Genomic DNA, 13970 nt, shown 5'->3' with positions numbered 1-13970 from the left:
CTCGACGAGTAGTTAGCCACTTAGCTAATTAGCTAACTAACAATACGTACGCCTTGCCTCGAGCCGCAAGCCGCCGTCATGCGCGCCTCGGCGGGAACTTGACAATCGCCGTCTCGGCGGCGTACATCGGCTAGCCTCTCACCCGTCCCCGCCAATGACCTCACGCCGCCACTTCCTCGCTCGCGCGCCGCTGGGCACTGCCGGACTGCTCGCCGCCTGCCGCCAGGCGTCGGCCGCCCACGACACCGCGTCCGTCGCGCAAGCCGGCGCCGCCGCGCCGATGCAGGCCGGCTCTCCCGCGACGCGGCCGCTGCTTGCCGCGCTGCCCGCCGGTGCCGCGGTCTTGCGATGGACCCCGAAGCACGAAGAGCTCGTATACACGTTCGGCGGCGCGGCGCCCAGACAGCGCATCAAGTCGGGCACGCGCATCGTGACGTGGACGGAGGACTGCTTCGACGGCGCGGTGAAGACGGCGGCCGACTTGCCGTCCAAGGTCATGCCCGCGGGGCACGACAATCCGCAAACGGGTCCGTTCTACGTCGAAGGCGCGGAGCCGGGCGATACGGTCGCGGTGCACATTCGCAAACTCGAACCGGCGCGCGCGTATGGCGTGTCGTCGTTCGGTCCTGGATTCGGCGCGCTCGTCGGCACCGATCAAACCGCGATGTTGGGTCCTGACTTTCCCGAAACGACGTGGCGATACGACGTCGATGCCGCGCGCAACGTCGCACGCAGCACCAGCCGCGACGCCAAGCGCGCCTGGGAAGTGCCGCTCGCGCCATTCCTCGGCTGCCTGGGCGTGGCGCCGGCGGGCGGGGAAGCGCGCACGACGATCGTGCCGGGCAACTTCGGCGGCAACATGGATTGTCCCGAAGTACGCGCGGGAAACACCGTCTTCCTCGGCGTCAATGTACCCGGCGCGCTGCTCTCATTCGGTGACGGGCACTACGCGATGGGCGAAGGCGAGATCATGGGCGCCGCGATCGAAGGCGCGATGAACGTGGAGGTGTACGTCGAGCTGCTGAAGCACACGGCCACGCCGGTGCCGCGCATCGAGAACGCCGACGAGATCATGTTCGTCGGCAGCGGACGGCCGCTCGAGGATGCGGCGCGCGTCGCGTTCAAGGCGATGGTCGGCTGGGTGCAGGCTAACGCGAAGCTCTCCGAGCTCGATGCGTATCAGTTCGTCTCGCAGAATTCGCGCGCGCCGATCATTCAGATCGTCGATCCGGAGTACACCGTTCTCGTCAAGATCGCGAAGTCGCGTCTGCCGACGAACGCGAGCTGACGCGCGTCAACACTTGGTTGCCGGTGCCACGCCGAACAGCAGTGTCGCGCGTTTGGTCGTATCGACGACTGATTTCGCTGTCACGCTGTCGGTGCCCCCGCGCGTCGTGCATTGCGCCGTGACGAGCCCCGTTTGGTCGATGCGAGCGAGCGTGGTGTCGTTCGAGCGCCACGTCACGGCGTGCGAGACGCCGGCATCTGCATCGACCACGGCGACGAGTCGCGCCTGTGCGCCCGCGTTCGGAAGGAAGTCGGCGCCGAATACAGCGACCGAACGGACCGGCGGTGCTCCGGCGACCGGCTGTAGCGTCACGGCCAAGCTCGTCGTGAGGACGGTGCCGCAGTCGCCCGCCTGCACTACCACGTTTCTGAGTGTCGTGTCGCGGTAGAAAGGTCGTCTCAACAGAATGTCGAAGGTGCCGGTCCCGGTGTAGAGGTCGAGCGTGAGACTATCTCGCACCTGCCCGCCCTGGTTGCTGGCGCTGCCGCGCACCACGAATGCCGAGTCTCCGGATGCGGCGGCTTGACCCTGCGCGTTGCGGATGGTGAGTTCGACGCCTGGTCGCAGCACCACGGTGCCGGGTACGATGAATCCGCCGCAGCCGACACCCGGCTGGGAATTGTCGTTGCTGCACGCCGCGAGAGCGACGGCGAACACGGCGACTCCGATGGTGACTCCCACAAAACTCTTCATCACTGCGCTCCGGCTGGTGCGAGGTCTCTCACCGCCCAACTATGCGTGGCGCGCCGGAGTCACCCGATCGATCAGAAGACCGGCAGGATCGGGTTGTAGGGCGCCTCGAGGGCGGCGATCTCGTCGGCGCTCAACGTCACGTCGAGCGCGGCGAGGGCGTCGTCGAGCTGGTACATCTTCGTCGCGCCGACGATCGGCGCCGTGACGTCGCGCTTCGAGAGCAGCCACGCGAGCGCGACCTGCGCCATCGGAATACCGCGATCCTTCGCGACGTGCTCCACGACGTCGACGATCTCCCAATTCACGTCGGCGTAGATTCGTTCCGCGTACGGGTCGTTCTCCGATCGAATGCTGGCACCCTTTTGCTCGGCGCGTGGCCGCGTGAGCTTGCCGCGTCCGAGCGGCGACCACGGGATGATGCCGATGCCTTCGGTGCGGCAGAGCGGAATCATCTCACGCTCTTCCTCGCGATAGAGCAGGTTGTATTGCGGCTGCATGGAGACGAATCGCGCCCAGCCGTTGCGCTCGGAGATGCTGAGGGCGCGCATCAGCTCCCAGGCAAACCCTGAGCTGGCGCCCAGGTAGCGGACTTTTCCGCTCTCGACGAGGTGATTCAGCGCGGCGAGCGTCTCGTCGACCGGCGTCGTGTGATCGAAGCGATGAATCTGATACAGATCGATCGTCTCGACGCCGAGTCGCTTGAGACTCGCTTCGACGCCCTGCGTGATGTGCTTGCGCGACAGGCCTTTCATGTTCGGGCCGTCGCTCATCGCGTTGAAGACCTTCGTGGCGAGGACGATCTCGTCCATGTTCGCCATCGAGCGCAGCGCGCGTCCCGTGACCTCCTCGCTCGCGCCGAGCGAGTACATGTCGGCGGTGTCGAAGAAGTTGATCCCGGCGTCGAGCGCCTTCTTGTAGAAAGGCCGCGCATCCGATTCATCGAGGACCCACGGCCGCCACTTGGACGAGCCGTAGCTCATGCAGCCGAGACAGATGCGCGAGACGGTGAGGCCGGTGTGGCCGAGGGTGGTGAATTGCATTGGGCGTTGGGCGTTGGGCGATGGGCGCTGGGCGACGCCGGTAAGATAGCGCTCCGGCCGGTTCACACGCCCAACGCACGGCAACCTATCGCGCCCGGCCGATATCCCTCAGTCTGCCTCGCGCCTCGGTGTTGGTCGAATCGCGTTTGATCGCCTCGTTGAACGCGGCGGCGGCGGCCGTCGTGTCGCCGCGCATCAACAGGATGTTGCCGCGGAACACCGACATGGCCGACGAGCCTGGAAACAGCTGCTCGTTGAAGTCGAGCAGTGCCAGCGCGTCACTCACCTTGTTCGCGCGAGCGGTGCGGAAGGCGGCGGTGTTCAACGAGGCCTCGCGAAAGTCATACGCGTCGCCGTTGACGTAGCGCTCCTTGAGCGCACGATACGCACGCAGCGCCGAGTCGGCACCCGAGGCAATCGCCGCGTCGGCGACAATGGCTGACAGTGGAGTCGGTTTGCTCACGCCTCGATGGCACGTTCGGCACGTCACCTGAATGCTTTGCGCCGAATGCCCCGGCAACGTGTCGACGCGACGGTTGATCTCCTGGGCCATCAGCATCATCTGTCGCGCGATCGCCTTCGTCTGCTTCTCATCCGAGGCAAAATCGAATTGCGCGAGCGGCTGCCCCTCGCGGCCCACATGACAGAATTGGCATCGCACGCCGAGGTCGATGGCGAAGTTGCGCATGATGCCAACGACCTGAATCGGCGGCGTGTTCCGCGGGATGATCTTCGTGTTGACGAGGGAGTCGGGCGGAAACTTCCCGGGGGCTTGCGCGCTCAGCGAGGCGGATGCCGCACAGGTCATGAAGACCAAACGAGTGAATCGCAGGAAGCTGATGCGACGCATGATTCGGCTCGGGCGTTGGGGGTGCCACAAGCTCAACGTGCCGGGCGATTACGCCACAACGACCGTACAAGAATTACAAAGGCCGAACAGGAGACGGTTCAGCCTATTCCCAGCTACGGCCTTCGCCGAGATGGGCGAGCAGCGGACGCGTCGACTGCCACAGGTCGCGCACGCGCTCGCTGCGCGGACGGCGTCGCCACGCCGGCGGACGTTCGCGGATGTCGCCACGCCACGCGTCGAGATCGCGTCGCGTCGGACGCGACGGAGTTTCGGTTGGGCCAGAAGGTGGCAGCGACTCGTCCATGGTGCGTACTCATTACCGGGTTCGACTGCGAGAACAGCTTCCCAATGATGAGTGTCGGCGGGGGCGCGCCGAACTAAAGCGCGGGGGATTGGAACAAGATGATCGCCGCCACGCGGTCGACCCCCGACTCGCTCGGTGCCGGCGGCCGCGCGTTCAATTCTCCGAATGCCGCGATGGATCGCAGCCACGCCTCGTCCGGCAAGTCCGCCCGCACCAACATCTCCAAGACACGTTCGGCGCCCTCGCCGAGTGGCGCGGCGACAACAGCGCGCGCGGCGTCAGCCAACGGCGCAAGCTGCGCTCGGCGATGCCGTGGTGCATGCGATAGCGCCCGACGCACACGCTCGAGCGCGGTGCGGCGCGAACGGGCAGCGGCGGCCGCGGACAGATCGACGGCGATAGCGCCGCGCTGATGTTCCAGCCAGCGCGACAGACACCTGGACGCGTCGGCAAGCGCATTCGCGTCGATAGGCATGTCAGGTCCTTCCGCGAGAGCGAGTGCGCGCAATACCGTTTTCGCGTCGCTCGAGATTGGTCCGTCGATCTTCGCGACGAGCCGCGATCGGCTTCCATTCGCAATGAGCGCGAGAAAGCCGCGCGTGCTCGAGACGACGGCGGCCGAGAGCGGATCGGCGGCTCCGGCAGGAATGCGGGGCGAGGCCCATCGCCGAAGATGTGTGAGAATCGTCGCATGCAGCTCGGCAGCGCCGGATTCGCCCGCCCCGTCGCCGAGCATCGATGGAAGAATCTGGCCGGCGATGCCCACCGTGCGCCGTGCGATGCTGAGCTTCGCGCGCAGCCGCTCGTCGATGCGCAGCAACGCATCAGCGCGGGCGGGCGGCGCAAGCGCGTAGACGGAGACGGTCGCGTGTCGCGAACCAAGCCGGCGCACACGACCGACCCGCTGCTCAAGACGCGCGGGGTTCCATGGAAGATCGAGATGCACGACGACCGATGCTTCCTGAAGATTCAGTCCTTCGCTCAGCACGTCGGTCGTGAGCAGTAGATCGATGCGATCGACATCGCGAATGGGTCGGGCGGCGGTGCCGGGCTGGAATTGCGTGAGCACGTCACGTCGCGAAATGCGGCCGCCGGCAACGCGCGCACCGGCGGCGGTCAGCGCGGCAACGCCTCGACTGCCCGACAGCCGACGCCAGAGTGCCGCAACCGTCTCGGCGTAATGACAGAATGCGATGACACGCTCACCGGAATGCCGGTCACGAATGATTCGCAGTGCGTCGGCGCGCGCATCGTCCGGATCGTGCCCAGACCGCAAGCGCGCCAGCAGATGCTCGAGCGCGGCGAGATGCGCGGCGATCGCGTCACGCAGCGCGTCGACATCAGATGACGCGTCGTCGCCGGCGGCGACCACCAGCTCGGGAAAGGCGAGCTGCATGGCGTCGCCGAGGTGCGTCCATGCGGCGAGCTCGGCGCGCGACGGCATGACACCGGTACTCAGCGCGTCCGACAGCGCCAACGCCTTCGTACGCCGCCGACGCAGCGCGGATACCAACGCCGCGCGGCTCGACGTCCACTGGTGCACGAAGCCACATGTCAGCAGCGCCGCGGCGAGCGACTCATCGCGCGCCGGCACCGGCGGCGGAAGCGCGAGCAGATCGTCGGTGCAATCGTCGTCGACGTCCAGCTCGATGCGAATGGGGCCGAGCTGCACGGGCAGCGTGAGACGCTCGGGCTCGGAATCGCGTACGACGTATGCCGCAAGCTCGGCTTCGTCCATCGACCATGCTCGGCGCCCGAGAAAGAGTGCCAGCTGCGCGGCGAGGTCGTTGCGCGCGTTTTGAATCGGCGTGGCCGACACCAACAGGACTTTCGCGCGGCGGCAGAGCGTGGCAGCCGCGGCGTATCGCCGTGTCGCGGGATTTCGGAAACGATGCGCCTCGTCGACGAGAACGATGGATGGCTCGAGCGTAGGAATGTCGCCGCGGCTCAAGCTCTCATGCGTGACGATGCGCGCGGCAACGCCGGTCGTGGCAAGTGCGTCGCGCCACATGTCTCGAAGCGACGACGGGGCGATCACTATGATCGCACGTTCACGCGACGCAACCGCCAGTGCGGTGTACGTCTTGCCGGTGCCGACGCGATCGGCGAGCAACGCGCCGCCGTGATGCGCGATGAGCTCCAGCAGCCGGTCGGCCGAGGCGCGCTGGTGCGGTCGGAGTGTGACGTCGCCCAGCGTGTGCGGCGCGCTCGCGGTCGCGTCGAGCATTGCATGAGCAATAAGGGCCCGTACGCCGGGGGCGCTCACACCGGGCTCACCCCGCGCTCCACGCCACGAGCGGAGCGACGTCGTCGTGAACGATACCGTACGCCTCGGTCGCCGCCTCGAGCAACTCGACGTCGCTGATGCGCGCGCCGAGTGCGCCGCGTCGGCCGATCTTCGCGAGTGCGTGGCGTACGTCGTCCCACGGCGTGGGAATCGGCAAGAGCGCCATCGTCCAGCCGAGGTAGCGGTGATAGCCGCCGCGCGCCGGTTCGGCCACCGCATTCAACCACGCGCGAGCCAGCGGACCGTTGAGCAATGCGGCAAATGCGTGTGCATCGCACTCATCGCGACAGCGAACGACGTAGCAGGTGTTCAACGGAATGCGTTCGTCGCCCGCGGGCAGCACGGACGCGCGCAGTTCCTTTCCGACGTCGGCCCACACGACGCGCGGCCGATCATTTCGCGCGCTCTCGACGCGAAAGAGAGACCACCACCGCGCGCGGTTGCGTGCATCGCTTCGATTCACGAGCGCGTGCCGCCACTGCGCGAGCCAACGACTCGTCAGCGCGGGGAGCTTGTGGCTAGCCGTGCCGTCGGGATCGTGCGTCCAAAGAATGGACTCGTAATTCGCCGGCACGCACCACGGACGAAGCACTTCGCCGCGTAACAACGGGCGTACGCGCGAACGCTCGACGGTGATCGCCTGACCGTCTGACGTGACGACCTCCGCGAGCTCGCCGTGCGCATCGACGCACTCGACGATGAATGCATCGTTGCAACCGCATTTGACGCCGAGGTACGGGCGGCCCAGCGCGCTTTCGGCGAGGGGCTGACCGATCCGGCGTATGAGGTCGAAGGCGCGCCGCGCTTCGGGTGGAAGCAGCACCCACGGTGCGCCACGAGACTCATCGAATGCCGCCGAGTCACACGGCGCACACCAACGAAACGCGTGCTGTCCTTTGTGATGCACCGCGAACTTCGTGTCGCAGATGCGAGGAGTGTCGTCCGCGGGCCTGCGCGCGACGATGAGCGAGGGGTAGACGGCCGCGTCGAATGCAGCCGGAGCCTCGGAATAATCTTCGAGCGTCAGTACTCGAGTCTTCTCGAACAGGAGGTGTCGAACGCCACCTCCCGCGAGCGAACGCCAGAGCTTCGACGGAACGAGCAGGGCCATTGCGCCGTCTGGCGCGATCAGCTCGCTCGAGCGCTCGATGAAGAGCGAGGCGACGTCGATCTGCGCGGCGAATCCGGCGCCGGCGCCGGCGGAGGTTGCGCCTGCCTCCCAGGCGGCGGTACGCGCGACGGCGAAGTCGCGTCGGATGGCGGCACGTTGTTGCACGGGAATTCGATGCAGCCGAACCCACGGCGGATTGCCGACGATGAGCGAGAACCCGCCGCGCGCGCATACGTCGGCGAAGTGCGTTGGAAATGAGAAGGGCAGCGCACCGCCGTTTGCGATCGTACGACGCGTGGTTCGAAGCGCTGCGGCATGTCGGCGCAACCCGGCGGCTGCGTCACGTTCGGCGGCTGATGGGCGGTATCGTCCGCCGAACAGATCGCGTCCGCGCCGTGCGGAGAGAAGATCGCGCCGGCGGGCGGCGACTGATTCGAGATTGGCGTCGATGACGGCGAGGGCGCGCGCGCGCTCGGTGTGATCGAGCTCGCGGGCGAGCGATTCCTTTCGCGGGCCGGTCGCGCGCGCATAGCGTTCGCGAAGACGAGCGACTGATCTGTCGCCGCGGACTGGCGTCGATTCCTCGTTGAAGCTTGCGCCCTGGAGAGCGTCGCCGACGCGCACGTTGCGATCGAGATTGGGCAGCGGCATGACGGCGGCGGGATCGGTCTCGTCGCTGTCGATGACGACGGACAGCCAGAGGCGGAGCTGACACAGCCAGACGGCGGTTGGATTGACATCCACGCCGAAGATCGAGCGCGTGAGGATACGGCGGCGAATCTCGGACATCGGGCCGTCGTCGCCGAGCTCGCGGGCGCGGTCGGCGAGTCGCTCGAGTGTGTGGACGAGGAATGCGCCCGAGCCGCAGGCGGGATCGAGCACGGCGGCGCGCGCGAGATCGTCCCGCGTGTGAATTGGTGTGGCCTCGAGGCCGCAGCGCGTGACGCGTTCGACGAGCGCGAACGGGGTGAAGAAGGCGCCGGTCTTTCGTCGCTCCTGATTGGCCATGAGCGACTCGAAGGCACGACCGAGCATCTCGGGGTCGACGGCGGCTTCGTTCCAGGAGGCGGATTCTTCGTGGGCGGTGAATCGGTATTGCCCGAACACGTCGAAGAGGAGCGCGCCGTAGGCGTCGTCGGAGAATGAGACGTGGCGGGATTGGCGCTCGAGTGGCGTGCGCGAAAAGAGACCGCCATTTAGGAACGGAACGTTACCAAATCGGAGGGCGAGCGTGGCGCGCGCGGATCGTGGTGTGTTGAGCGTGCCGAAGAAGAGCGGCCGCAGGATGCGGCTACGAAAACCGCCGCGGTTGGCGACGCATTGCTCATAGTGGCGCGCGATGAACGCGTGGTCTCCGGCGAGCCAGCCTTTCGCCTCGAGGAAGGTGAGGAAGAGCAGGCGCGAGGTATCGAGTAGCGCGAGCTCGCGCCGGACGGCGGCGCTGCCGGCGGGCGATGACTCGGTGAGCTTGCCGATCGCCCCTTCGAGCGCGCGATAAAAGCGGATCGTCAACGCATCTCGGCCCAGGATCTCGACCCAGCGCGCGTGGGTGAGAAGATCGCGCGGGCCGGCGGCGGCGGCGAGGGAACGCACCGTCTCCGCATCGCTGTCGGCGAGGCGGCTGCGTTGCGCCACGAGGGCCGCGATGCGCGGTGGGCGTCTGTCATCTGTCCACGCGGCGATCGCGAGCGAATCGGTTTCGGGTTGGACCGCGAGTACGATCCACAGGACGTGCGGCGCGCGCGAGGCGAGCCGAGCGGCGAGGCGGGGGATACGGTCGCGTAGCGGAGTGCCGTCGCTTACCGACAGGAGCAAGGCACGCAGCGCACCGCGCCCGGTCGCGATGCGCGCGTCCGAAACTCCTTGAATGATGCCGAGCGACTGGCGGGTAGGCGTGTCGAGCGGGGCGACGTCGCCGGCGCAGCCGATGGCGCGCGCGAGAGGCACGAGGCCATCGATGGAGTTGGCCGCGAGCAGGAGTTGCGCGGCTGCGTGGAGTGTGGGCACGCGCCGACTCTAGTGACGTCGAGCGCGGTGACCGCGACCAGTTCGTTGCGTGGGCGATCAAAAAACACGAATGCCGTTTTCGTGAGCGATCGCGCGGCGCAATGGCGCGGTGTGCGTTCGAATGGTCACGCATGGTGGCGTCGGCGACGGCACTGTGCAGCATGCTCATTCAAACGACCAATGCGTTGATGCTCGCCGGTGGACTGAGCCGAGAGTATCTGCTGCATCACAAGGTATGTCCGAAGGCGATTGGGGACGACGGCGCGCTGATCGTTGCCGCGGCGGAGCATGCGCTGCGCGGCAGCGCGTCGGATCTCGCGTACGTGTATCAGCGCGCGGTGACGTTCGAGACCGTGAAGCAGGATGAGCTGGAGCGATTGATCGAGCGTCTCACGACACGGTCGGAGCGGTCGATCGAGCTTGCGCGCGCCGACGTAGCGGCGGACGATCTCACCACCGACGTGCGCGATCTCGCGAACCAGCCGCCGGTCATTCGGTACGTCAATTTGCTCGTGCGCGACGCGTATGACGCGGCGGCGAGCGACATTCATCTCGAGGCGACGCGGACGGGATTGTCCGTTCGCTTTCGGGTGGACGGTGTGCTCGTGCCGGCGCCCGAGCCGCCGGCGCATTTGCATCATGCCGTGGTATCGCGCATCAAGCTGCTCGCGGAGCTGGACATCGCGGAGCGGCGGCGTCCGCAGGATGGGCGCATTCGCGTGCGGCTCGAGGCGCGCGAGTTGGATCTCCGCGTGTCGACCGTGCCGACGATGTTCGGCGAGAGCGTCGTGCTTCGCCTGCTCGATCACGGCGGGCGTCCCGTCACGCTCAGCGAGTTGGGGATGTCGCCGACTGTATTCCAAGCGACGTCGCGGTTGGCGGGGAAGCCGCATGGGATGCTGCTCGTGACCGGGCCGACGGGCAGCGGCAAGACGACAACCTTGTATGCGGCTCTGCAGCAGCGTGACGCGACGGTCGAGAAGATCATCACCGTCGAAGATCCGATCGAGTATCAACTGCCGGGCATCACGCAGATGCCGGTGCACCGCCAGGCGGGCGTGACGTTCGGTGCCGCGTTGCGCGCGATTCTGCGGCAGGATCCCGACGTCGTGATGATCGGCGAAATGCGGGACAAGGAGACCGCGGAGATCTCGGTGCAAGCGTCGATGACCGGGCATCTCGTGTTCAGCACGCTGCATACGAATGATGCCGTGAGTGCGATACCGAGGCTGTTGGACCTTGGCGTTCCGGATTACCTGGTGGCGGCGACGCTGGAAGGCGTGTTGGCGCAGCGGCTCGTGCGGCGGATCTGTGATGAATGTCGCGTCGAGTACGAGCCGAATCCGGAGACGGTTGCGGCGGTCGCCGGGCGCGATATGCGGCGGGCGACGCTGGTGCGTGGGGAAGGATGTCGCGCCTGTCGAGGCACGGGATATCGCGGGCGCGTGGGGATCTTCGAGCTGCTGACCGTCACGGATGCGCTGCGCGATGCCATCGCGGCGCGTGCGCCGCGTGCCGAGCTGCGGGCGCTTGCTCTCGAGGCGGGTTTCGTCGCGCTGCGAGAGGACGGCTGGCTCAAGGTCGAGTCGCAACACACGACGGTGGAGGAGGTGGCGCGTGTGGTGCAGGACTGAGCGTTCCGCGCGCGGCGCGCGCCGGCGCGGGCATCTGCGTTCGCCCGGCGGCTTCACGCTGATCGAATTGCTGGTGACGATCGCGATCATCGCGACGCTCGCGGCCATCGTGGCGCCGTCGCTGTTCGGCAACATCGGCGAAGCGCGGAGAAATACCGCGAAGAGTCAAATTCAAATTCTCTCATTGGCGCTGGATGCGTATCGCCTGGACAATGAGGGATTTCCGACGAGTGCGCAGGGGCTCGAGGCGCTGCGGACATTGCCGGTGGCGGATTCGCCGCCGAACTGGAAGGGCCCGTATCTCCGCCAGATCGTGCCGCTCGATCCGTGGGGCCGGCCGTACGTGTACGTCTCGCCCGGGGTCGCGAATCCCAATGCGTACGACTTGTACACCTTGGGCAAGGATGGGCGCCCGGGCGGTGATGGTGAAGATGCGGACATGACGTCGTGGAACGGGCCCGTTCATCAATAGCGACTTTCAATGGAGCGAGTGCGTGCAGACAGTGTTTGCGTATCGGGCGGCGCGCGCCGACGGCGACCTGGATTCGGGCGTCGTCGATGCCGAGTCGTCGCGCGAGGCGCGCGAGGTGCTCGCGTCGCGGGGGTTGTATGTGCTGGCCCTCGAGAGTCGTGAGCGCGGACAGGCGCGCCGCCGTCCGCTGCCGATCGCGGAATTGGCGTTGGGGCTTCGAATTCTCGCCGACTTGCTCGATGCCGGATTGCCGGTGGGGCGCGCGTTGCAGGCGTTCGAGGAATTGGCGCCGCGCGGTTGGCGGCCGGCGCTGCCGCACATTCGGCAGTCGGTGCGCGAGGGGCAGAGTCTGGCTGCCGCGCTGGCGTCGGCGCCCGTCGAGATACCGGCGCTCGTGACTGGTATTGCGCAGGCGGGCGAAGCGGGCGGCGGCATTGGGCCGGCGATTCGCCGGGCGGCGGATCTCATGGAATCGTCGGCGCAGATGCGTGCGTCGGTGCGAGCCGCGCTCGCGTATCCCCTGGTTGTTGCCGCGGCCGGGGTATTGGCCGTCACAATTCTCATAACCGTCGTGTTGCCACGGTTTGCGAGGATACTGGCCGATCTCGGACAAACGTTGCCCGCGTCGACGCGTGCAGTGCTCCATGGCGCGGCGGCCTTGCACGCCGGCTTCATACCCGGTGTCGTTGCGCTTGGAGTTGGAATCGCGGGATGGCGGTCATGGACGCAGACTGAGCGGGGCCGGCGTGCGTGGCACCGATTGTTGTTGTCGATTCCGATGATAGGGCCGGTGCGCGCGAGTGCGGGGGCGGCGCGGATGGCGCACTCGCTTTCGGCATTGCTCGACAGCGGCGTGACCATCGCGGCCGGCCTGGTGTTCGCCGCGCGTGCGACTGCCGACATGGAGCTCGAGTATCGATTGCTGCGCGCTCGGGAGAGTGTCGCGGCGGGCGAGCCGCTCTCGCGTGCGTTGGAAGCAACCAGAGGCGCGACCGCGACGGCCGTGAGATTGGTGCGGGCCGGCGAGGAGTCGGGCCGAGTGGCGTCGATGCTCGCGCATGCCGCGCGTATCGAGCAGGAGCATGCCGATCGGGTGGTGCGAACGGCGGTACGAATGCTCGAGCCGATGTTGCTGCTCACGTTTGCCTCGGTCGTCGCGTTGATCGCGGCGGCACTGTTGCAGGCCATCTACAGTGTTCGGCCGTCGTGATGCCGGCGCGCGAAAGGCCCGCTGGATCCACGATGGTCGAATTGCTGATCACGATCGTGTTGGTCGGCATCCTGGCGTCGGTGGCGACGCTTGCGGTCCGGCGATATACGCCGCCGCCGAACGCTCCGGCAACCGTGCTTGCGGATTCATTGCCGATGGTCGTGAGGACCGGACGCGCGCTGACAGTGCAATTCACGGTTGGCGGCAGCGTTGCGATGGCGACGTTGAATCCAGACGGGAGCGTCGTCGCCGATTCCGCGCTGCACGTCGATCGCCTGACCGGGCACAGCGCCGATGCGCGATAGACGGCGTCGCGGGAGCGCGTTGCTCGAGGTAATGATTTCGCTCGTGGTGCTGGGCTCGAGCGGCGTTGCGATGCTCGCGGTGCTCGGGCAAACCTCGCGTACGATGCGCAGCGCGCGCGATACCGAGCGAGAGGTGACGCAGGCGTCGGCGGAGCTCGACCGATTCGTGATGTATGATCGGGCGAAGCTCATTGCGTTCGTCGGGCGATCAATGGTGCGCGGGTGGACGTTGGATGTCACGCAACCGGCGCCGGAGCTATTCGACGTCGCGATCTCCCGCGACGGCGCCGCGCCGTTGCTGAGAACAACGTTCTATCGCCTGGACACGACTGATGCGGGTGGACCGCGATGACCACCGCGTGCGGATTCGCGATTGGCGTGCAGGACGTCCGTGCGGTCGTGGTTCGCTCGGGCGTGGTTCGCTGGCATGGTGCCGAACCGCACGATGATGCGCGGCGGTTGTCGACAGCGATTGCGGCGCTCGTGGCGCGGATGCCGAAGTCGGCGGCGGGCGCGCGAACGGTCGTCGCCATCGGACCGGCGTGGTGTCAGGTAAAGCCGCTGTACGGGTTGCCGAATCTCAAACAACCGGCGCTGATCGATCAGCTCGTGCGCGAGAATCATCAGGCATTTTTTCTGTCGACGGGAACGCCGCTCGTCGTTGCGGAGGTGCATCACGGTCGCGATGGTACGCCGTGGGGTGCGACGTTCGATCGGGCCGTGCTCGACGAGGTCGTGCGAGCGTTGCGTGCCGCGCGAATGAAAATCG

At 66.9% G+C, this 13970-nt stretch carries 13 protein-coding genes; 7 read left to right on the top strand and 6 right to left on the bottom strand.

Features of this window, described 5'->3' with window-relative positions; translation table 11 throughout:
- The first annotated feature begins 154 nt into the window (after positions 1 to 154).
- Positions 155 to 1288, top strand: coding sequence for an acetamidase/formamidase family protein (locus VN706_24800; GenBank protein ID HXT18868.1), 1134 nt, complete (start codon positions 155 to 157; stop codon positions 1286 to 1288).
- 6 nt (positions 1289 to 1294) lie between these two features.
- On the opposite strand, the gene VN706_24795 is transcribed toward VN706_24800, so the two are convergent.
- The 6 genes from VN706_24795 to VN706_24770 all read right to left on the bottom strand — a co-directional run bounded on the left by VN706_24795 (position 1295) and on the right by VN706_24770 (position 9580).
- Positions 1295 to 1945, bottom strand: coding sequence for an Ig-like domain-containing protein (locus VN706_24795; GenBank protein HXT18867.1), 651 nt, complete (start codon positions 1943 to 1945; stop codon positions 1295 to 1297).
- A 107-nt stretch (positions 1946 to 2052) separates the two neighbouring features.
- Entirely contained in the window at positions 2053 to 3021 is a 969-nt protein-coding gene (locus VN706_24790) for an aldo/keto reductase (protein ID HXT18866.1), read from the bottom strand.
- 85 nt (positions 3022 to 3106) lie between these two features.
- Positions 3107 to 3871: a c-type cytochrome gene (locus VN706_24785; GenBank protein HXT18865.1), complete on the bottom strand. Its 765-nt coding sequence runs from the start codon at positions 3869 to 3871 to the stop codon at positions 3107 to 3109.
- A gap of 103 nt (positions 3872 to 3974) precedes the next feature.
- Positions 3975 to 4175, bottom strand: a complete 201-nt coding sequence (locus VN706_24780; GenBank protein ID HXT18864.1) for a hypothetical protein — start codon at positions 4173 to 4175, stop codon at positions 3975 to 3977.
- A gap of 73 nt (positions 4176 to 4248) precedes the next feature.
- Positions 4249 to 6402: a helicase-related protein gene (locus VN706_24775; protein HXT18863.1), complete on the bottom strand. Its 2154-nt coding sequence runs from the start codon at positions 6400 to 6402 to the stop codon at positions 4249 to 4251.
- Between the two features lie 46 nt (positions 6403 to 6448).
- The gene (locus VN706_24770) at positions 6449 to 9580 is read right to left on the bottom strand and encodes an N-6 DNA methylase (protein ID HXT18862.1); all 3132 of its coding nucleotides are present in this window, start codon (positions 9578 to 9580) and stop codon (positions 6449 to 6451) included.
- 131 nt (positions 9581 to 9711) lie between these two features.
- Here VN706_24770 and VN706_24765 point away from each other — a divergent pair, with 131 nt between their 5' ends.
- The 6 genes from VN706_24765 to VN706_24740 form a co-directional block, all read left to right on the top strand.
- Positions 9712 to 11214, top strand: coding sequence for a GspE/PulE family protein (locus VN706_24765; protein ID HXT18861.1), 1503 nt, complete (start codon positions 9712 to 9714; stop codon positions 11212 to 11214).
- On the top strand, positions 11198 to 11686 hold the full coding sequence (gene gspG / locus VN706_24760; GenBank protein HXT18860.1) for a type II secretion system major pseudopilin GspG: 489 nt from the start codon (positions 11198 to 11200) through the stop codon (positions 11684 to 11686). The genes VN706_24765 and gspG overlap by 17 nt, the downstream gene beginning before the upstream one ends.
- 22 nt (positions 11687 to 11708) lie before the next feature.
- Entirely contained in the window at positions 11709 to 12896 is a 1188-nt protein-coding gene (locus VN706_24755; protein ID HXT18859.1) for a type II secretion system F family protein, read from the top strand.
- 32 nt (positions 12897 to 12928) lie between these two features.
- Positions 12929 to 13201, top strand: a complete 273-nt coding sequence (locus VN706_24750) for a hypothetical protein (protein HXT18858.1) — start codon at positions 12929 to 12931, stop codon at positions 13199 to 13201.
- Positions 13191 to 13553, top strand: coding sequence for a hypothetical protein (locus VN706_24745; protein ID HXT18857.1), 363 nt, complete (start codon positions 13191 to 13193; stop codon positions 13551 to 13553). Before VN706_24750 ends, VN706_24745 begins: the two co-directional genes overlap by 11 nt.
- The coding region (locus tag VN706_24740; protein HXT18856.1) for a hypothetical protein at positions 13550 to 13970 on the top strand (421 nt) is incomplete at its 3' end. The genes VN706_24745 and VN706_24740, both read left to right, overlap by 4 nt.

It is taken from the genome of Gemmatimonadaceae bacterium, from assembly GCA_035606695.1.
GTDB lineage: Bacteria > Gemmatimonadota > Gemmatimonadetes > Gemmatimonadales > Gemmatimonadaceae > JAQBQB01.
The sequence above is the reverse complement of the archived record's forward strand: the minus strand, read 5'-3'. Positions and strand labels throughout refer to the sequence as shown.

Coding starts and splice junctions, on each gene's coding strand:
- VN706_24800 (HXT18868.1), top strand. CDS start 155: ATGACCTCACGCCGCCACTTCCTCGCTCGCGCGCCGCTGGGCACTGCC.
- VN706_24790 (HXT18866.1), bottom strand. CDS start 3,021: ATGCAATTCACCACCCTCGGCCACACCGGCCTCACCGTCTCGCGCATC.
- VN706_24785 (HXT18865.1), bottom strand. CDS start 3,871: ATGCGTCGCATCAGCTTCCTGCGATTCACTCGTTTGGTCTTCATGACC.
- VN706_24780 (HXT18864.1), bottom strand. CDS start 4,175: ATGGACGAGTCGCTGCCACCTTCTGGCCCAACCGAAACTCCGTCGCGT.
- VN706_24775 (HXT18863.1), bottom strand. CDS start 6,402: ATGCTCGACGCGACCGCGAGCGCGCCGCACACGCTGGGCGACGTCACA.
- VN706_24765 (HXT18861.1), top strand. CDS start 9,712: ATGGTGGCGTCGGCGACGGCACTGTGCAGCATGCTCATTCAAACGACC.
- VN706_24750 (HXT18858.1), top strand. CDS start 12,929: ATGGTCGAATTGCTGATCACGATCGTGTTGGTCGGCATCCTGGCGTCG.
- VN706_24745 (HXT18857.1), top strand. CDS start 13,191: ATGCGCGATAGACGGCGTCGCGGGAGCGCGTTGCTCGAGGTAATGATT.